Below are 18,719 nucleotides of genomic sequence, written 5' to 3'. Positions count from 1 at the left end.
GCCCGACCAGGCGTCCCCCGCGGTGCGCGCAAGGGCGCCACGGGTGAGACGTGTCACCCCCCAGAGGCCTTGTGAATGCTTTCACAACCGTTCTGACCTGCGAAAACGTCGGTAGGGTGGAGCGGGAAGTGGTGGGAAGGTGAGCCGGTGTGAACCTTCTCTGTCGGCGGGTGCTTGTGAAAGAATGCACAAGCGAAGGGACGAAGCACCCCGCTCCGACCCGGGCGGCGCCCCGCCGCCACGGCGGCGCGGGCGACCGAAGACCGTGACGACCTCGCGGCCCCTGGGAAGGGGCACCACACAGAAGAACCGTTAGGGCGGAAATGCGATGACCGAGAGCAGGAACTACCGGCTGGTACACGGCGGAGGGGACGACGCGGAGATCCCGCACATCCTCATCGTCGGCGGCGGTTACCTCGGGATGTACACCGCGAGGCGGCTGGAGAAGAAGCTCGGAGCGGGCGAGGCGCGGATCACCGTCATCGACCCCAACTCCTACATGACCTACCAGCCCTTCCTGCCCGAGACCGCTTCCGGCAGCATCTCGCCCCGACACGTGGTCGTCCCGCTGCGCAAGGTCTTCAAGCGGGTCCGCGTCCTGGGCGGCAGGGTCGTGCGCATCGACCACGCCGACCGCACGGTCCGCTACGAGCCCAACGTCGGCGAGGCCCAGACCCTCGCCTACGACTACCTCGTCATGGCCGCCGGAGCGGTCTCGCGCACCCTGCCCATCCCCGGCCTGGCCGAGTGGGGCATCGGGATCAAGACGGTCGAGGAGGCCGCCTTCCTGCGCAACCACGTCCTGGACCAGCTCTCCATCGCCGACTCCACCGACGACGAGGCCATCCGGCGCAAGGCGCTGAACTTCGTCTTCGTCGGCGGAGGCTTCGCCGGGGCCGAGGCCATCGCCGAGCTGGAGGACATGGTCCGCGACGCCGTGCGCCACCACCCCTCGATCGGCCTTGAGGACGTGCAGTTCTACCTCATCGAGGCGGCTGACAAGATCCTCCCCGAGGTCGGCCCCGAGGTCGGCGGCAAGGCGCTCAACCAGCTGCGCCGCCGCGGCATCGACGTCCGGCTCAAGACCTTCCTGGAGTCGGCGGTCGACCAGCGCATCAAGCTCAGCGACGGCACCGAGTTCGACTCGGGCACGCTGGTGTGGACCGCGGGCGTCAAGCCCAGTCCGGTCGTGGCCGCCAGCGACCTGCCGCTCGGCCCCAAGGGCCACCTGGACACCAGCGAGTACCTGGCCGTCAACGGCGTGGAGAACGCCTTCGCGGGCGGCGACAACGCGCAGGTGCCCGACGGCAGCGGCGGCTACTACCCGCCCAACGCGCAGAACGCGGTCCGCCAGGCCCCGGTCCTGGCCGACAACGTGATCGCCGCCCTGCGCGGCACCGAGCCCAAGGCCTACCGCCACAAGAACCTGGGCGCGGTCGCCGGGCTCGGAGTCCACAAGGGCGCCGCCCAGCTGTTCGGCAAGATCAAGCTCAACGGCCGCCTGGCCTGGTACGCGCACCGGTCCTACCACCTGTTCGCGGTCCCGACCTTCAACCGCAAGATGCGCGTGCTCTCGGACTGGACGCTCGCCCTCTTCCTGCGCCGCGACTACGCCGCGCTCCCGGAGATGGCCGAGCCCCGCCAGGCCTTCGAGGAGGCCAGCCACCCGCAGATCGAGGACGGCCGCCTCCGCCGGGTCAGCTGACCGGGCGCGGGCACTGCGCGACCTCCGCGACGTGCGCGCGAAGCGGCCGGCTTCCCTGAGGGGAGCCGGCCGTTTCCTGTCCCAATGCGGCCAAGCCAAGTCAAAGTGGGCAATCAACCCGCCCGGTATGATGGGCCACGCCCTCGTAGCCCAATGGAAGAGGCAGGCCCCCTAAAAGGGTCACAAGTGTCGGTTCGAGTCCGACCGGGGGTACCTACGGCAACCAGCTCAGACGACGCCTGCTCACCGAGCAGGCGTCGCGTTTTTCCGCGGGTGGACGCCTGCCCCCGGACACGGTCGGCAGTTCCTCAGCGCGTCGGCCCCTGCTGCTCCATCAACAGCTGCAACTGCGTGAACAGGCGCTCCCCGGGGTCTCCCAGGTCGATCCCGCTCACCGAGGCCGCCCGGCGCACCCGGTAGCGCAGCGTGTTCGGGTGGATGTGCAGCCGCTCCGCCGCCGCCCGCGCGTCCCCGAACGCCTCCAGGTAGGCCAGCAGGGAGTGCACCAGGTCGGCGCCGCCCGCGCGGTCGTGCTCCACCAGCCGGCTCACCCGCGGATCCCGCAGCGACGGGTCCCCGCGCAGCAGCGCCAGCGTCTCGCTGACCAGCACCCGCGAGCGCACGTCGGAGATGGTCGCCACGTCCCAGCCCGGGCCCCGGCCGGGAGAGCGTTCCACCGCGTCCAGGACCCGGTCCGCCTCCGCGCGCGAGTCCGGCACGTCCCCCAGCCGCTCCACCAGCGACCCCACCGCCGCGCGCACCTCCAGCCCCAGCGCCGCGCGCGCCGCCGCCACCGTCCTGCGGGCCAGCGCCAGCACCGACCGCTCCACCCCGCGCCGTCCCTCCCCGGCGCGCGCCAGGTCCGGCAGCAGCACGTACACCCGACCGCCCAGCGCGGTCACCAGGGCGCCGCGCCGGTAGGCCGCGGTGTGCACCGACACCAGGTCGATCAGCTGGCGGCGGCGCAACTCGCGCTCGGGCCGGTCGGGGCGCTCCTCCGCCGCGCCCTCGGCACCCTCGACCGGGGCGAACGCCACCACAAGAGCGCTCCGGTCGGCGTGCACCTCCACGGTGTCGGCCAGCGCACCGGCGTCGATCCTGCCCTCCAGCAGGCTCGACAGCAGGTCCTCGCGCAGCCGCAGCCCCGCGCTGGCCTGCGTGCGCTGGCGGATCATCTGCAGCGCGGTGGTGCGCGCCGCGCCCAGCAGGGCCTCCTCCGCGTGCTCCGCCAGCGGCCGGTCGCCCTCCTGCACCCAGATCGCGCCCAGCGGCTGGCGTCCCGCGTGGATGCCCACGGCCAAGCGGCGCCTGATGCCCAGTTCGGGGTGCTCGTCCACCCGCACCACCTCCTCGCCCGCGCGCAGCTTGGCGAACACCCCCCACTCCCGCAGCAGGGCCAGGTACGACTCCGGGCCGCGCCTGCCCAGCACAGACAGCCGCCGCAGCTCGTCCACCTCGGCGCCGCTGGAGTAGGCCAGCACCCGGCTCGCCGCGTCCTCGATGCTCACCAGCCCGCCGGTGAGCCGGGCGATGGTCTGCGCCATGGAGAACAGGTCGCCGCCGGACTCGCCCAGATCCTCCGAGGCGGTCAGGCGGGCGTCGTCCAGGATGGACCGGCACACCGACTGCAACTGGTCCCAGCGCACCTCGGGGCGGACCGTGAGCAGGGCGATCCCCGCCTCCTGCGCCTCGGCGCGCAGCGCCCTCGCCTCGTCGCCGCCCACGCCCCGGGGGCGGCCGGGGCGCGTCCCCGCGCTCGGCGGCGCCTCCTCCGGCACCGCGTGCGCGCTGGTCTTGACCGCGACGGCCGTGGCGCCGCGCTCGGCCAACACCCCGACCATGCGCCGCGCGGCGGTGCCCCGGGCCCCGATCAGCAGCACCAGGTCGCCTTCGCGCACCTCCGTGCGGTCCTCCGGGTCGAGGATGACGACGTTGTCCACCTGGACATCGAGTCCGTCCGGGGCGGCGGCCACGTCCACGACGGGGTCGCCGAGGGCCAGCAGCAGTCCACGCAGGGGCAGACCCGTGGTCCTGTCATCGGATGAACCATTCTGAACAGGCGGAACCCCCGGCCGCCGGTGCGGTCGGGTCGCCCCGCCACCGGAGGCGCGGAACGGGTCGGATGCTGGGCGGTCGTCGCTCATGTGTGTCCCATTTTGTCCTGGAGAACAAATAAGGCGGGCAAAGAGTGGCCTGGTCCACAAGGTTCGCACGCCCCGGTTCTGGGAGCGTTGAATCAGCCAACCCTGCTTGTTTCAGGGACATTCTTCACCGGGAAGGTGCCCATGGACGCCGTGACCAACGTCCCTCTGCCCCAGAACGAGCCCGTTCTGTCCTACGCGCCCGGCAGCGCCGAGCGCGAGGAACTCGTGGCCAAGCTGGAGGAGCTCGGCAGCCGGAGCATCGACCTGCCGATGCGCATCGGCGGCGAGAGCCGCATGGGCGGCGGCGAGCCCATCGACGTCGTGCAGCCGCACCGCCACGCCGCGGTCCTGGGCACCATGCGCAACGCCACCCACGAGGACGCCCGCGACGCCGTCGCCGCCGCCAAGGCCGCCGCCCCCGCCTGGCGCGCGATGTCCTTCGACGACCGCGCCGCCATCCTCCTGCGCGCCGCCGAACTGCTCTCCGGCCCCTGGCGCGCCACCATCAACGCCGCCACCATGCTCGGCCAGTCCAAGACAGTGCAGCAGGCGGAGATCGACTCGGCCTGCGAGCTGATCGACTTCTGGCGGTTCAACGTCTCCTACGCCCGCGACCTGATCGCCCAGCAGCCGCTGAGCGTCAAGGGCGTGTGGAACCGCATGGAGCAGCGTCCCCTGGAGGGGTTCGTCTACGCGATCACCCCCTTCAACTTCACCGCTATCGCGGGCAACCTGCCCACCGCCCCGGCCCTGATGGGCAACGTGGTCGTGTGGAAGCCGTCCCCGACCCAGCAGTTCGCCGCCGAGCTGACCATGCGCCTGCTGGAGGAGGCGGGCATGCCCCCCGGCGTCATCAACATGGTCACCGGTGACGGCCTCGCCGTCTCCGACGTCGCCCTCAACGACCCGGAGCTGGCCGGTGTGCACTTCACCGGTTCGACCAGGACCTTCCAGCACCTGTGGAAGAGCGTGGGCGAGAACATCGCCAACTACCGCTCCTACCCGCGCATCGTCGGCGAGACCGGCGGCAAGGACTTCATCGTCGCCCACTCCTCGGCCGACCCCGAGGTCCTGCGCACCGCCATCGTGCGCGGCGCCTTCGAGTACCAGGGCCAGAAGTGCTCGGCCGCCTCGCGCGCCTTCGTCGCCCGCTCGGTGTGGGAGCGGGTCCGCGACGACCTCGTCGCCGAGACCGAGGCCCTGACCATGGGCGACGTCACCGACCTGTCCAACTTCGTCGGCGCCGTCATCGACCGCCGCGCCTTCGACAAGCTGGCCAAGGTCCTGGAGGACGCCAAGTCCGACCCGACCCTGACCGTCCTGGCGGGCGGCACCGCCGACGACTCCGTCGGCTACTTCGTGCGCCCCACCATCATCGAGGGCACCGACCCGTCCCACGACGTGTTCCGCACCGAGTACTTCGGGCCGGTCGTCGCCGTCCACGTCTACGAGGACGAGAAGTTCGACGAGGTCCTCAAGGTCGTCGACGAGGGCTCGGCCTACGCCCTGACCGGCGCCGTCCTGGCCAGGGACCGCGCCGCCGTGGCCAAGGCCAGCGAGGCCCTGCGCTTCGCCGCGGGCAACTTCTACGTCAACGACCGCCCGACCGGCTCCATCGTGGGCCAGCAGCCCTTCGGCGGCGGGCGCGCCTCCGGCACCAACGACAAGGCGGGTTCGGCGCAGAACCTGTCCCGCTGGTCCAGCCCGCGCGCCATCAAGGAGACCTTCGTCGCGCCGACGGTCTCCTCCTACCCCCACCAGGGCTGATGAGGAACCCGGGCCCCCTCCCGTCCTGAGGGGGCCCGGGAGCCCGCCCGCATCCACCGGCGCGGCCGGGACGAACCCCGCCGCGCCCCGCCCGCGCCAGCCCACCGGCTCGCGCACGTCTTTCCCGAGGTCACCATGCTTCGCAAACCCCTGCTGCTCGCCGCCAGGTCCCAGACCTGCCGCACCATCGTCGAGCGCACTCCCGTCACCCGGGCCATGGTCAAGCGGTTCGTCGCGGGCTCCACCCAGGACGAGGCGCTCCCCGTGGTCGGGGAGCTGACCCGGGACCGCCACGTCACCCTGGACTTCCTGGGCGAGGACACCACCGACACGGCCCAGGCCGAGGCGACGGTGACCGCCTACCGGGACCTGCTGGCCGCGCTGGGCGAGGCGGGTCTGGCCGAGCGCGCCGAGGTCTCGGTCAAGCTCTCGGCTGTGGGCCAGTTCCTCGACAGCGACGGTGAGAAGATCGCCCTGGACAACGCCCGCCGGATCGCCGAGGCGGCCAAGGCGGTCGGCACCACGATGACCCTGGACATGGAGGACCACACCACCACCGACTCCACGCTGGGCATCCTGCGCGAGCTGCGCCAGGACTTCCCCTTCGTGGGCGCGGTGCTCCAGGCCTACCTGCGCCGCACCGAGGCAGACTGCCGCGACCTGAGCGGGGCCGGTTCGCGCGTGCGCCTGTGCAAGGGCGCCTACGACGAGCCCGAGTCGGTGGCCTTCCGCGACAAGGCCGAGGTGGACAAGGCCTACGTGCGCGCGCTGCGCGTGCTGATGGAGGGCGAGGGCTACCCGATGGTGGCCACGCACGACCCGCGCATGATCGCCATCGCGGGCTCGCTGGCCGCGGCCAACGGCCGGGGCGAGGACGGCTTCGAGTACCAGATGCTCTACGGCATCCGCGACGCCGAGCAGGTAAGGCTGGCCGCCGAGGGCAACCGGATGCGGGTCTACGTGCCCTACGGCGACGAGTGGTACGGCTACTACATGCGCCGTCTGGCGGAGCGTCCGGCGAACGTGCTCTTCCTCGCCCGCTCCCTGGTCACGCGCGGCTAGCGCGGTCGCCGCGGCCCCGACGCGCGGCCCGTCCGGGCCGGGGGAGGAGGGGGTCGGCGTCCTCGGGCGCCGGCCCCTCGGCGTGTCCGCCAGGGCGGGTGCCCGCGCACCGCGTGAGGGATCCGGGCCGGCTGCGGCCGGGCCGGAGCGCCGTGTCTGAACAGTGACCTCGCCCGTGGAACTCCGGATGAGGCGCGTACGTTACCTTGTGGGCAGCAACCACGCGTGAAAGGGTCTTGACTAGACATGCGGATGCGGAGTTCCAACCCCGTCCTCAAGCGGGCGCTCCAGCAGGCCGGTCCTGCCGGGCACCCCCAGCAGGGGTTCAACGGCCAGCCGGGTTACGGCTACGGCCAGCAGCAGGGCCCCTACGGCCAGCCGGGGTACGGACAACCGTACCCGCAGCAGGGGTACGGCCAGACCTACCCCCAGCAGGGCTACCCCGGCGGTCCGGTGCAGAGCACCGACAACCAGCCGATGACCATCGACGACGTGGTCGTGCGCACCGGTATGACGCTCGGTGTGGTCGCGGCCTTCGCCGTCGTCAACTACTTCCTCTTCGGCTCGGCCCCGGCCATCGCCGTGGCGCTCACCCTCGTGGGCGCGCTCGGCGGTCTGGTGCTGGGCCTGGTGATCTCCTTCAAGCAGATCACCAACCCCGCCGCCATCCTGAGCTACGCCGCCCTGGAGGGCCTGCTCGTCGGCGGCATCTCCGCGATCCTGGCCAACAGCCTGTCGGTCACCACCGGTGACGCCGGTGCGGGCGGCACGCTCGTGACCCAGGCGGTGCTGGGCACCGTCGTGGTGTTCGCCGTCATGCTCGCCCTGTACAAGTTCCGCGTCATCAAGGTGACCGACGGTTTCGTCAAGGTCGTCACGTACGCGGTCATCGGCGCCGCGGCCCTGATGCTGGTCAACTTCGTGGCCAGCTTCTTCATCGCGGGCGGCATCGGCCTGCGCGAGCCCAGCCCGCTCGGCCTGCTCGTCGGCCTGGTGTTCGTGGTCCTGGCCGCGCTGACCCTGGCCATCGAGTTCCGCGGCATCGAGGAGGGCCTCAACGCCGGCATCCCCAACAAGTTCGCCTGGCAGTTCGCCTTCGGCCTGACCGTCTCCCTGGTCTGGCTCTACATCGAGATCCTGCGCCTGCTCTGGATCATCAAGTCGATCTTCGCGGAGTAGTCCGCGCCCGACGCGCGGAGCACCCCCGCGGCCGCCCACGGCGTCCGCACACCCACGCGAGGGGCCGCCGCCCGGACGAAGGTCCGGGCGGCGGCCCCTTCGCCGTGGTCGACGAGCCCGCGGCGCGCTCAGGCCCTCCCGCGCCGGGGCGCGGGGATGGAGCGGTTCCTGCGGCGGCGGTCGTACTCCGTCACGAGGGCGTGCGCGTACCACTGGGGCAACTCGTACTCGTCGGCGAGCCAGTTCGACCGGTCCTGGCAGCGCACCAGGCCCGGCCCCCCGTCGAGGGCGTCGAACCACTCGTGGAGTCCCCGGCCGGTGACGACCGGGATGCGTTCGATGAGCTTGGCGTGGATCTCCGGCGAGTGGGTTACCGACATGGGCACCTCCGGCAGCGCGTTGGCGTGTGGCACTTACCTGCGACCCTGCATCAGGATCACGTTTTGGACAAGCCCCGGTTACCAGCTTTTACCTTGCTGGTGTGAGAACGTTCGTCTCCGAGGGGTTCCCAGACGAACTCTGCTGTGGCAGGCGGGGTTTCGTGCGTGTTCCGGAGACGGAGGGCTGCCCGCCAGCCGTGCCCCCCGCGTCCGGAACGCTGACGCGGGGGAGGGGAGCGGTCGGTCTCGGCGCGGGCCGACGGGAGGGCCGTGCACGGAGAGGGGCCCGGAACGCGCCGCCGGGGTTCAGCGGTGCCTTCCGGGCCCGGGCCCCGCGGGGCGTCAGCTCAGGCGCTCGAAGACGGCGGCCATGCCCTGGCCGCCGCCGACGCACATGGTCTCCAGACCGAAGGTCCGGTCGTGGAAGCGCAGGCCGTTGATCAGCGTGCCGGTGATGCGGGCGCCGGTGCTGCCGAACGGGTGGCCGATCGCGATGGCGCCGCCGTTCACGTTGAGCTGGGAGTCGATGTCGATGCCCAGCTGGTCGGCGGAGGGCAGCACCTGCGCGGCGAAGGCCTCGTTGATCTCGACCAGGTCGATGTCGCCCATGGCCATGTTGGCGCGGGCCAGCGCCTGCCGGGAGGCCTCCACCGGGCCCAGGCCCATGATCTCCGGGCTCAGACCGGTCACGCCGGTGGACACGATGCGGGCCAGCGGGGTGATGCCCAGCTGGGCGGCCTTGGTGTCGCTCATGACGACCACGGCCGAGGCGCCGTCGTTGAGCGGGCAGGCGTTGCCCGCGGTGACGGTGCCGTCGGGGCGGAACACCGGCTTGAGCTCGGACACCTTCTCGTAGGTGGTGCCGCGGCGGATGCCGTCGTCGGTGCTGACCACGGTGCCGTCGGGCAGGGTCACCGGGGTGATCTCGCGCTCCCAGAAGCCGTTGTCCAAGGACTTCTCGGCGAGGTTCTGCGAGCGGACCGCGAACTCGTCCTGGCGCTGGCGCGAGACGCCGGTGGCCTGGGCGACGTTCTCGGCGGTCTGGCCCATCGCGATGTAGGCGTCGGGCAGGCTGCCGTCCTCGCGCGGGTCGGTCCAGGTTCCGGCGCCGCCCTCGGCGCGCTTGGCGGTACGGGCCTTGGCGTCGTCGAAGAGCGGGTTCTCGTTGGCGCCGTCGTCGCTGCTGCCGTTGACGAACCGGCTGACGGTCTCCACGCCCGCGGAGACGAAGACGTCGCCCTCGCCCGCCTTGATGGCGTGGTAGGCCATCCGGGTGGTCTGGAGCGAGGAGGAGCAGTAACGGGTGACCGTGGTGCCCGGGACGGTGTCCAGTCCCAGCTGGACGGCCACGACGCGGGCCATGTTGAAGCCCTGCTCGCCGCCGGGCAGGCCGCAGCCGAGCATCAGGTCGTCGATGCCGCCCGGGTCCAGCTCGGGGACCTTGGCCAGCGCCGCGCGGACGATCTGGGTGGTCAGGTCGTCCGGCCGGATGTCCTTGAGCGATCCCTTGAAGGCGCGGCCGATGGGGGAGCGGGCGGTTGCGACGATGACTGCTTCGGGCATGGCTGCGTCCCTAACGGTTGAGGTGCTGCGTGTGGAGCTGTGGATCCGGAGGGCCGGGCGGCCTGCTCCGGCCTCGGTTGTTACTGACCAGTAAACCCGTCCGGGGCCCCGCACGCCACCCGGGGGCACGCGTTCAGCCGCCCTCCCCGGAGCGGTCGGCGTTCTCGGTCGTGCGCACCCCGTCCGAACCGTTCGGGCGTCCGCGGCCGCCCCGGAGGTGGAACGGGCCGCGGACGAGCGCCGCCCAGCGTCCGTGCCTGCCTGGTGCGTCCCCGTCGACCTGGGCGTCCACCCTGGAGACCTCCGTCCCGGGGGTCTGGGCGGCCACCACGGCCGCGCGGTCCACCGGCAGGACGCCGCTGCTGCGCTCGGCGTCGTCCAGCTCGGGCAGCAGCCCCAGGGCGGCGCAGGCCGAGGGCAGGACGGCGAAGGCGGCCTGCGAGTACCCGAGAGCTGACGGATGAAAACGGTCAGGCCCGAACATGGACCCGGGATCTGTCCGGAAATCGTCGGCCAGCACGTCGCTCATGGAGACCGCCCGGCCCCCGGCCTCGGTGACCGCGATGACCTGGGCGGCGGCGAGCTGGCGGGAGGCCAGGCGGGCCAGCGAGCGCAGCGGCCAGCCGATGGGCCGGACGGTGCCCAGGTCGGGGCAGGTGCCCACCACCACCCGCGTGCCGTGGACGACCAGCTGGCGGACGGTCTCGCGGAGCTGGGCGACGGCGTCGTTGGGGCGCACGCGGCGGATGACGTCGTTGGCGCCGACGAAGATGACCGCGAGGTCGTAGCGGGTGGTCTCCTCCAGGGCCCGGGAGCGCTCGATCTGGACGCTCAGGTTGGCCGAGGTGGTCCCGGGGGAGGCGGTGCAGCGCAGGCGCACGGGACGCTCGGCGGCCGCCGCCAGCCCCGAGGCCAGGAGGACGCCGGGGGTCTGGTCCGCCCGCTCGACCGCGAACCCGGCGGCGGTGGAGTCGCCCATCATCAGCATGCGGATCGGCGGTCCGGAGCCCTCGCCGTAGACGCCGTTGACCACGGGCCTGTCCCAGCGGGGGGAGCCGACCGCGCGTCGGGCCAGTCTGGCCTGGAGGTAGAGGAGCGCGACGGTGCCGCCGCCCACGAGCGTGAGTCCGCCGCCGCCGTACGCGGTGGCAGCGGCGATCCGTCTTGCGCGTGCGGCTCGCAGCACCGGACACCCCCGAGGCTCGGACCCGCCTGCCCTGGGCGGGACGGATACGAGCGAGGTTACCGGTGGGCAACCCCGGAATCACGTACCTGGGCGGTACACGATCCGTGCCCCGGGGTGAGGCGACCGGCATGGGCGGGACAGGGGCGGACGGCTGTCCCCCCGGGCGGCGGCGCGGGGCCCGCGGGGTGTTCGGACACCGGCCGGTCCGGACGTCCTCCGCGGGGGGAACCGGTTTCCCGGGGCAGCGGAACCCGCTGGTGGAGACCATTAGAGTCTGAACTGAGACGGGTCGGACCGGCCCACGGCCCCGGTCTCGCCACCGGGGCGAGGACATGGCGGGCCGAAACCCGGCCGCCACGACGCAGAGGGAGCGCAAGTGCGGGTATACGACTCACTGATCGACCTGGTCGGGGACACCCCGCTCGTCCGTTTGAACAAGGTCACCCAGGTCCTCGGCCCGAACGCCCCGACGGTCCTCGCCAAGGTCGAGTACTTCAACCCGGGCGGCTCGGTCAAGGACCGCATCGCGCTGCGCATGGTCGAGGCGGCGGAGAAGAGCGGCGAGCTCAAGCCGGGCGGCACCATCGTCGAGCCGACCTCGGGCAACACCGGCATCGGTCTGGCCATCGTGGCCCAGGAGAAGGGCTACCGCTGCGTCTTCGTCTGCCCGGACAAGGTCGGTCCGGACAAGCTCTCGGTCCTGCGCGCCTACGGCGCCGAGGTCGTGGTCTGCCCGACCACCGTCGCCCCCGACCACCCGGAGTCCTACTACTCCGTCTCCGACCGGCTGGCCACCGAGATCCCCGGCGCTTGGAAGCCCAACCAGTACGAGAACACGAACAACCCGGAGTCGCACTACCACAGCACCGGCCCCGAGATCTGGGAGCAGACAGAGGGCCGCATCACCCACTTCGTGGCGGGCATCGGCACCGGCGGCACCATCAGCGGGACCGGCCGCTACCTCAAGGAGGTCTCCGGCGGCGCGGTGCGCATCGTCGGCGCCGACCCCGAGGGCTCGGTCTACTCCGGCGGCTCGGGCCGCCCCTACCTCGTCGAGGGCGTGGGCGAGGACATCTGGCCCGGCACCTACGACACCTCGGTGTGCGACGACATCGTGGCGGTCAGCGACAAGGACTCCTTCCTCATGACCCGCCGCCTGGCCCGCGAGGAGGCCCTGCTGGTGGGCGGCTCCTGCGGCCTGGCCGTGGAGGCGGCCCTGCGCGTGGCCCGGGACGCCGGTCCCGACGACGTCATCGTCGTGCTGCTGCCAGACGGCGGCCGCGGCTACCTCGGCAAGATCTTCAACGACGAGTGGATGGCCGACTACGGCTTCCTGTCCGCCGAGACCGAGGAGGCCACGGCGGGCCAGGTGCTGGCCGCCAAGGGCGGCGAGATGCCCGACTTCGTGCACGCCCACCCGGACGAGACCGTCGGCACGGCCGTGGCCATCATGCGCGAGTACGGCGTCTCCCAGGTGCCGGTGATGAAGGAGGAGCCCCCGGTCATGGCCGCCGAGGTGGTCGGCTCCATCGCCGAGCGCGACCTCCTCGACGCCCTCTTCGACGGCCGCGCGCAGCTGGACGACCTGGTGGAGACCCACATGGGCGGGCCGCTGGCCACCGTGGGCACAGGCACCCCCGTGAGCGACTGCGTCCGCCTGCTGCGCGGGTCCGGCGCCCTGGTGGTGCTGCGCGACGGCAAGCCGGTGGGAATCCTCACCCGCCAGGACCTGCTGGCCCACCTGTCGGGCTGATCCCGTCCGCGGGGACCCCCGCGAAGCCGCCACGGGGCCCGGAGCGCGCTCGAATCGAGCGCGCTCCGGGCCCCGCCGTGTACCGACCGGACATGTCACCGCATACTCGGACACTGCTAATGTTCGCGGCAGTTACTGATAGGTAATAAATGGGGGCACGCGTGTCGCGGCTGTTGTCCTGGATTCTCCGCTCCGTCTGGTCGTACGCCCGTACCAAGGCCGAAATCCGCGCCGACTCCAGGGCGGCCCGCAGATTCGCGCGCTTCGGCACGGGCTCGGCGATCGCCTTCCCCACGGCCACCCTCTACGGCGAGCCCTGGATCGAGATCGGCGTGCACACCGTCCTGGGCGGGGACATGACCCTCGCCGCCGGGATGGGCCCCGGCTACGACCTGGGCCCCGGGACGGTCGTGCGGATCGGCTCGGGCTGCGCCATCGGGCGCGGCTCGCACATCGTCGCCCACAGGTCCGTGGACATCGGCGACCACGTGTACACCGGCCCCTACGTCTACATCACCGACCAGAACCACTCCTACGGCAACACCGAGATCCCGGTGGGCCTCCAGTGGCCGGTGGACGACCCCGTCAGCATCGGCGACGGCACCTGGATCGGCGCGAACGCCGTGATCCTGCCCGGCGTGCACCTGGGCCGCAACTCGGTCGTGGCCGCGGGCACCGTGGTCCGGCCGGGCACCTACCCCGACCACGCCGTCATCGCCGGCGTACCCGGCAAGGTCGTGCGCACCCACGACCCCGAACTGGGCTGGGACCCGCCGCTGCGCGAGACCGGTACCCCCACCCGGGTGCCCACCCCCGTCACCGGGCTGCCGCCGGAGGTGCCCGCCGAGCCGCCCCGGCCCGGGTCCTCCACGCGCTTCCCGCCCGCCTAGGCGGTGTTTCTTGGACCCTCCGCTCCGCTTCGTCCCACCCGTCGCCCGCCACCACCCTCAACCGGCGCCTACGGCGCGGTTCCCCCACGGGAACCCGCCTGCGGCACCTCCGGAACCCCGTGGGCGCCCGAACCGACCCCCGCAGGCCGAGACCGGTCCGAAAGAACAGCCCTGGGGCCGTTGCACGGGCAGCACGGCGCCGGAGGCCCCTGGGGACCCCCGTTATCCAGGAAACCGCGGGGAGGGCCTCAGACACCAGTCCCGGTCCGCGCCTGTGGACGGCTCCCCGACGCGCCCGCGCCCACCGGAACCGGCCTGTGGAAAACGCGATCGGTGAGGTCAGCGGGCACTAAGGTGGCCCCATGAAGTTCGACGGGTTTGAAACGCTGGCCATCCACGCGGGGCAGGAGCCGGACGCCGGGACCGGGTCCGTGGTGGTGCCGATCTACCAGACGAGCACCTACGCCCAGGACGGCGTGGGCGGTCTGCGCCAGGGCTACGAGTACTCGCGCACCGGCAACCCCACCCGCGCCGCCCTGGAGGAGTGCCTGACCGCCCTGGAGTCCGGCGTGCGCGGCCTGGCCTTCGCCTCCGGCATGGCCGCCGAGGACACCCTGCTGCGCACGGTCCTCTCGCCCGGCGACCACCTGATCATCCCCGGCGACGCCTACGGCGGCACCTTCCGCCTGGTCTCCAAGGTCGTCGAGCGCTGGGGCGTGCAGTGGGACGCGGTCGACCAGTCCGACCCCGAGGCCGTGCGCGCGGCCGTGCGGCCCAACACCAGGGTGGTGTGGACCGAGACGCCCACCAACCCCCTGCTCAACATCACCGACATCGAGGCCGTCGCGCAGATCGCGCACGACGCCGGCGCCCTGCACGTGGTCGACAACACCTTCGCCTCGTCCTACCTCCAGCAGCCGCTGACACTGGGCGCGGACGTGGTCGTGCACTCCACCACCAAGTACCTGGGCGGGCACTCCGACGTGGTCGGGGGAGCGCTGGTGGTCGCCGACGCCGAGCTGGGCGAGCGGCTGGCCTTCCACCAGAACACCATGGGCGCCGTCCCGGGGCCGTTCGACTCCTGGCTGACCCTGCGCGGGATCAAGACCCTGGGCGTGCGGATGGACCGGCACAGCGCCAACGCCGAGAAGGTCGTGGCGGCGCTGGAGGGACACCCCGCGGTGCGCCGGGTGTTCTACCCCGGGCTGGACGCCCACCCGGGGCACAAGACCGCCGAACGGCAGATGAGGGCCTTCGGCGGCATGGTCTCCTTCGCCCTGCGCGACGGTGAGAAGGCGGCGCTCGCCCTGTGCGAGCGCACCGAGGTCTTCACCCTGGGCGAGTCCCTGGGCGGGGTGGAGTCCCTGATCGAGCACCCGGGGCGGATGACGCACGCGTCCACCGCGGGCTCCCCGCTGGAGGTCCCGGCCGACCTGGTGCGCATCTCCGTGGGCATCGAGTCCGCCGACGACTTGGTGGCGGACCTGCTCCAGGCCCTGGAGGGTTAGGAGGGGCTTCGCGCGGATCGGCTCGCGCCGGTCCGCGCCGGCCGCCCCGGACCGCCTCTGTCACCCGGTCGGGGGAGGGAGGGTTCGGGGTTCTCGGGGGCGGGGGCCGCCGCCGGGCCCGTTCGCGCCGCGGTTCCGTCGCCGCGGCGCTCGTCCCGGCGTTGCCGGTTCAGACCGCGGTGGGCGTGCGGTCAGCGGAGGGGCCGACAGGGCGCTCCCCGCCGCGGAAGCGCAGCCCCACCACGAGGCTCCCGGCGCGGGAGAGGGGGGTGCCTTCGCCGTCCTCGCGCAGGGAGCGGTAGGTGCCCCGGCGGTCCTGTCGGCGGATGCCGATGGAGACGGCGAGGAGGAACCCCGCGGCCAGGCCCAGGAGTACGACTCCGACGAGGGCGATAACGATGGGGATCATGGTGTTCTCCTCGGGGGAAGTGCCTATCTGCGTCCTGCGTGCCCTCCTCTGGAGAGGGGGGACGCCGAGCGGTGTCTCACCGTGGTGTTTCCTTTGCGGTGCCGCGGGGGCCAGGCGTTTGGAGCGAAGGGGCGGGGGACCGTCTGTTCTCGTTCTCGGGTGCGTCCTTCCGGCGCCGTCGTGTACTCAGGGTGGCCTTCACTTAAGATGGCCATGCTGACCGGGTGGACCTGATCTCCTGGTGACCCGATCATCTTGTTGGTACAAGCTAGGTTGTTGGTCTCATACCCAGGCGAGGATTGATATATGCGGGCCGAAAGCAGATATCGACAGATCGCCCGAACCCTGCGGCGCGAGATCCAGGAGGGTTCCCTGCCCCGGGGCGCACAGCTGCCGTCGGAGAAGCAGCTGGAGGAGCGCTTCGAGGCGTCCCGCAACACGATCCGGCTGGCCCTGGGCATGCTGCGCAACCAGGGTCTGATCGTCAGCCGTCCTGGACGCGGGCACTACGTCCAGGACGTGGTCCCCGAGACCTTCCACGCCAACCGCGGCGGTCCCGAGGGCCTCAACGAGTCCGGCATGACCGGACAGGTCCTGGAGGAGCTCCAGCTCCTCAGCGCCACCCCCGACATCGCCAGCCGCCTGCGCGTCCCCGAGGGCGACATGACGGTAGTCCGCCGGATGTACCGGTTCTCCGGAGAGGTCTCGGCCTCCGTCAGCACCGCCTACTACCCCATGGACCTCGTCGAGGGCACCCCGCTCATGCTGCCCGAGGACGTGGAGAGCGCCCTGTCGGTGCTGGCCGAGTACGGACAGCGCCAGGCCGGGTTCGTCGACGAGCTGGAGACCCGCATGCCCAGCCCGCAGGAGGCGGGCCAGCTCGAACTCCCGCCCGGGGTCCCGGTGCTGACCGTCCACCGGACCGACCTGTCCGAGGAGCGCCCCATTCGGCTCGTTCACACCGTCTACGCGGGCCACAGCATCCGTTACCAGTACGAACACGGCAACATGAACGCCTACCACCGGGACTGAGCACACGCATGAGCACGTCGAGGAAGACGGTCGTCGCCGACCACCTGCGCGAGGCGCTGGCCAGGGGCGACTACAAGCCGGGTGAGCGGCTGCCGGGGGAGGAGGAGCTCGCCGAGCAGCTCGACGTCTCCCGCGCCACCGCCCGCCTGGGCATGCGCATCCTCCAGGACGAGGGGCGCGTCGCCATCCGGCCCGGACGCGGGGCCTTCGTCGCCGACCACCGGCCCATCGTCCACCTGGCCGCCCCCGTCACGGGGGGCGGCGACTCCGAGCGCTTCGAGGCGGGTTACCAGCCCCACCTGCGCGAGGCCGGATACGACCAGGTCCAGGAGAAGATCAAGGTAAGCCTGGACACCATGCGCCCCAAGGTGGCCAAGCGGCTGCGCGGCGAGGGGCCGGAGGGCCGTACGCGCGGGGACCTGGTGGTCATCCGCGCCTCCGACCGGTTCGTCGACGGCGGCCTGTGGCAGTCCCAGGTCACCTACTTCCCGTACGGCATCGCCAGCAACACCCCGCTCATGTCCCCCGAACGCCTGGAGGAGGGCGTCACCGCCGTCCTGCGGACGCTGGGGTACCGCGAGGAGTGGAACTGGGACATCGTCGGCGCCCGGATGCCCTCCCAGGACGAGGCGGACTCCTTCGGACTGGGGCCGGGCATCCCGCTGCTGGTGCAGGAGCGGGTGGTCTACGAGGGCATGCGCCCGCTGCGGTTCACCGAGACGGTCATGCCCGCCAACCGGCACCAGCTGCTCTACTCCGGCGGAGGCGCCCCCGAGGAACTGCTCGTGCTGGCCTCCGACGTCAGCATCTTCGAGCGCTGAACCGCGGCACCCGGCTCAGCGCAGGTAGCGGTCCACCACCAGCGGCCCCAGCTCCTCGGCGCCGGCGTGCACCACACGCGTCCCGCGCCGCCGCTCCACCAGCTCCTGGAAGGCGCGCAGCCGCGGGTCGTCCGCCAGCAGGAAGAAGGTCACCTCGGCGCCCTCGCGCAGAACGGCGTCCAGCTCGGCGAAGGTCAGCTCCACCGTGCGGGGGGCCGGAGGCCAGGAGAACCGGGCGTCACCGTCCTCGCCCAAGTGCGCGGTGGGCTCGCCGTCGGTGACCACCAGCACCTGCGGGCGCAGGCCGCCGTGGCGCCGCAGGTGGGCGCGGGCCAGCCGCAGCGCGTGGTGCAGGTTCGTTCCGGGGACGCGGCGCCAGTCGTGCGCGACCAGTGAGGCGGGGGTCAGCTCCCGCGCCCGCTCACCGAAGCCGACCAGGTGCAGCCGGTCCTGCGGGCGGCGCGTGGACACCAGGGTGTGCAGTGCCAGCGCGGTCCGGGTGGCGGCCTCGTGCAGGGACCGGGTCACCATCGAGTGGGACAGGTCCACCAGCAGGGACACGGCCGCGGCCTCCGACGGCTCCGCCCCGGCCACCCGCACGTCCTCGGCCCGCAGCGCCACGCCGCGCTCTCCGGGACGGGCCCGGCGCAGCGCCGCCTCGCGCACCGTCGCGACCGCGTCCAGCGGCCGGTCACCGTCCACGTCGCGGGGCAGGGAAGAACCCGTGGGCTCCCCGCCGGGCGCGGTGCCGCCCCGGTGCGCTCCGCCGAGGCCGCCGCGCCCGCCCCGGTGGGTCTCGGCCTCGCGCAGCGCCACCTCGCCCAGGCGGCGCAGCTCGCGCGGGCTCAGGCCGTGGTCGGCCCCGTCCAGGCGGGCGAGGATTCGACCGGCCTCCCCGCCCAGCAGGCCCGGCAGACGGCCCAGGGTGACGGCGTCCGCCGCGCCGAGGGCCGCGCGGTCGCCGTCGGCGTACCGGGACAGGACGTCCTCCAGGGCGGACAGCCGCCGCCGGTCCTCCTCGGCCAGCGCCCCCGGGCCGCCCTCGGCACCCGCCCCCGGATCCTCGCCGGTCGCTGAACCCGCCGCCTCCAGGGCCGAGGAGACCAGTACCAGCAGCTCGCGCGCCGCCGCCACGGCCTCCTCGGGCGGCGGGTCGGGTTCGGCCAGCGGATCGGGGCCGCCCATGTACTCCCGGTACCGAAACCTCACAGGCGTCCGCCTCCCCCTCGTCACGTGTACGCGCACCGCCCGTCTCGCGCACGCGCACCGGCTACCTTCCCTATCCGGGGACCGGCAGTCCTGGCCGGGCGAGCCGACCAC

15 protein-coding genes and 1 tRNA gene are annotated in these 18,719 nt (G+C 72.5%); 10 read left to right on the top strand and 6 right to left on the bottom strand.

Annotated features, from left to right (window positions below; genetic code table 11):
• Positions 1-328: 328 nt before the first annotated feature.
• Together KGD83_RS25435 and KGD83_RS25430 are read left to right on the top strand one after the other, a co-directional pair.
• Positions 329-1,705, top strand: a complete 1,377-nt coding sequence (locus KGD83_RS25435; protein ID WP_212641506.1) for an NAD(P)/FAD-dependent oxidoreductase — start codon at positions 329-331, stop codon at positions 1,703-1,705.
• Positions 1,706-1,844: 139 nt separating this feature from the next.
• A tRNA-Leu gene (locus KGD83_RS25430) sits at positions 1,845-1,918 on the top strand.
• Positions 1,919-2,013: 95 nt separating this feature from the next.
• On the opposite strand, the gene KGD83_RS25425 is transcribed toward KGD83_RS25430, so the two are convergent.
• Positions 2,014-3,849 carry a PucR family transcriptional regulator gene (locus KGD83_RS25425; protein WP_249352023.1) on the bottom strand — a complete coding sequence of 612 codons (1,836 nt, stop codon included), beginning with the start codon at positions 3,847-3,849 and terminating at the stop codon, positions 2,014-2,016.
• A gap of 141 nt (positions 3,850-3,990) precedes the next feature.
• Here KGD83_RS25425 and pruA point away from each other — a divergent pair, with 141 nt between their 5' ends.
• The 3 genes from pruA (at position 3,991) to KGD83_RS25410 (ending at position 7,857) form a co-directional block, all read left to right on the top strand.
• Positions 3,991-5,616 carry an L-glutamate gamma-semialdehyde dehydrogenase gene (gene pruA, locus KGD83_RS25420; protein WP_130396419.1) on the top strand — a complete coding sequence of 542 codons (1,626 nt, stop codon included), beginning with the start codon at positions 3,991-3,993 and terminating at the stop codon, positions 5,614-5,616.
• Positions 5,617-5,751: 135 nt separating this feature from the next.
• A complete protein-coding gene (locus tag KGD83_RS25415) occupies positions 5,752-6,678 on the top strand; it encodes a proline dehydrogenase family protein (RefSeq protein WP_212641505.1) in 927 nt (308 codons plus the stop codon).
• Positions 6,679-6,924: 246 nt separating this feature from the next.
• Positions 6,925-7,857 (top strand): Bax inhibitor-1/YccA family membrane protein, encoded by a 933-nt coding sequence (locus KGD83_RS25410; protein ID WP_212641504.1) that lies wholly within the window; start codon positions 6,925-6,927, stop codon positions 7,855-7,857.
• A 128-nt stretch (positions 7,858-7,985) separates the two neighbouring features.
• On the opposite strand, the gene KGD83_RS25405 is transcribed toward KGD83_RS25410, so the two are convergent.
• The 3 genes from KGD83_RS25405 to KGD83_RS25395 form a co-directional block, all read right to left on the bottom strand.
• Positions 7,986-8,237 (bottom strand): DUF4287 domain-containing protein, encoded by a 252-nt coding sequence (locus KGD83_RS25405; protein WP_212641503.1) that lies wholly within the window; start codon positions 8,235-8,237, stop codon positions 7,986-7,988.
• A 342-nt stretch (positions 8,238-8,579) separates the two neighbouring features.
• Positions 8,580-9,800 carry an acetyl-CoA C-acetyltransferase gene (locus KGD83_RS25400; RefSeq protein WP_212641502.1) on the bottom strand — a complete coding sequence of 407 codons (1,221 nt, stop codon included), beginning with the start codon at positions 9,798-9,800 and terminating at the stop codon, positions 8,580-8,582.
• 133 nt (positions 9,801-9,933) lie between these two features.
• Complete coding sequence (locus KGD83_RS25395) at positions 9,934-10,986, bottom strand: SGNH/GDSL hydrolase family protein (RefSeq protein WP_212641501.1); 1,053 nt, start codon at positions 10,984-10,986, stop codon at positions 9,934-9,936.
• A 376-nt stretch (positions 10,987-11,362) separates the two neighbouring features.
• Between KGD83_RS25395 and KGD83_RS25390 the strand changes: the two genes are divergently transcribed.
• The 3 genes from KGD83_RS25390 to KGD83_RS25380 all read left to right on the top strand — a co-directional run bounded on the left by KGD83_RS25390 (position 11,363) and on the right by KGD83_RS25380 (position 15,137).
• Complete coding sequence (locus tag KGD83_RS25390; RefSeq protein ID WP_212641500.1) at positions 11,363-12,739, top strand: cystathionine beta-synthase; 1,377 nt, start codon at positions 11,363-11,365, stop codon at positions 12,737-12,739.
• 149 nt (positions 12,740-12,888) lie between these two features.
• A complete protein-coding gene (locus tag KGD83_RS25385; protein ID WP_212641499.1) occupies positions 12,889-13,629 on the top strand; it encodes an acyltransferase in 741 nt (246 codons plus the stop codon).
• 362 nt (positions 13,630-13,991) lie between these two features.
• Positions 13,992-15,137, top strand: a complete 1,146-nt coding sequence (locus KGD83_RS25380; protein WP_212641498.1) for a cystathionine gamma-synthase — start codon at positions 13,992-13,994, stop codon at positions 15,135-15,137.
• A gap of 169 nt (positions 15,138-15,306) precedes the next feature.
• On the opposite strand, the gene KGD83_RS25375 is transcribed toward KGD83_RS25380, so the two are convergent.
• Complete coding sequence (locus KGD83_RS25375; protein ID WP_212641497.1) at positions 15,307-15,546, bottom strand: hypothetical protein; 240 nt, start codon at positions 15,544-15,546, stop codon at positions 15,307-15,309.
• 306 nt (positions 15,547-15,852) lie between these two features.
• On the opposite strand from KGD83_RS25375, the gene KGD83_RS25370 reads away from it, so the two are divergent.
• Together KGD83_RS25370 and KGD83_RS25365 are read left to right on the top strand one after the other, a co-directional pair.
• The gene (locus tag KGD83_RS25370; protein ID WP_212641496.1) at positions 15,853-16,578 is read left to right on the top strand and encodes a GntR family transcriptional regulator; all 726 of its coding nucleotides are present in this window, start codon (positions 15,853-15,855) and stop codon (positions 16,576-16,578) included.
• Positions 16,579-16,586: 8 nt separating this feature from the next.
• Positions 16,587-17,399 (top strand): GntR family transcriptional regulator, encoded by an 813-nt coding sequence (locus KGD83_RS25365; protein ID WP_212641495.1) that lies wholly within the window; start codon positions 16,587-16,589, stop codon positions 17,397-17,399.
• A 15-nt stretch (positions 17,400-17,414) separates the two neighbouring features.
• Here KGD83_RS25365 and KGD83_RS25360 read toward each other — a convergent pair whose 3' ends face one another.
• Entirely contained in the window at positions 17,415-18,608 is a 1,194-nt protein-coding gene (locus KGD83_RS25360; RefSeq protein ID WP_212641494.1) for a VWA domain-containing protein, read from the bottom strand.
• Positions 18,609-18,719 lie beyond the last annotated feature (111 nt).

The organism is Nocardiopsis akebiae (assembly GCF_018316795.1).
Classification (GTDB): domain Bacteria; phylum Actinomycetota; class Actinomycetes; order Streptosporangiales; family Streptosporangiaceae; genus Nocardiopsis; species Nocardiopsis dassonvillei.
Note: the sequence above shows the minus strand (reverse complement) of the source record. Positions and strands in the feature narration are given on the sequence as shown.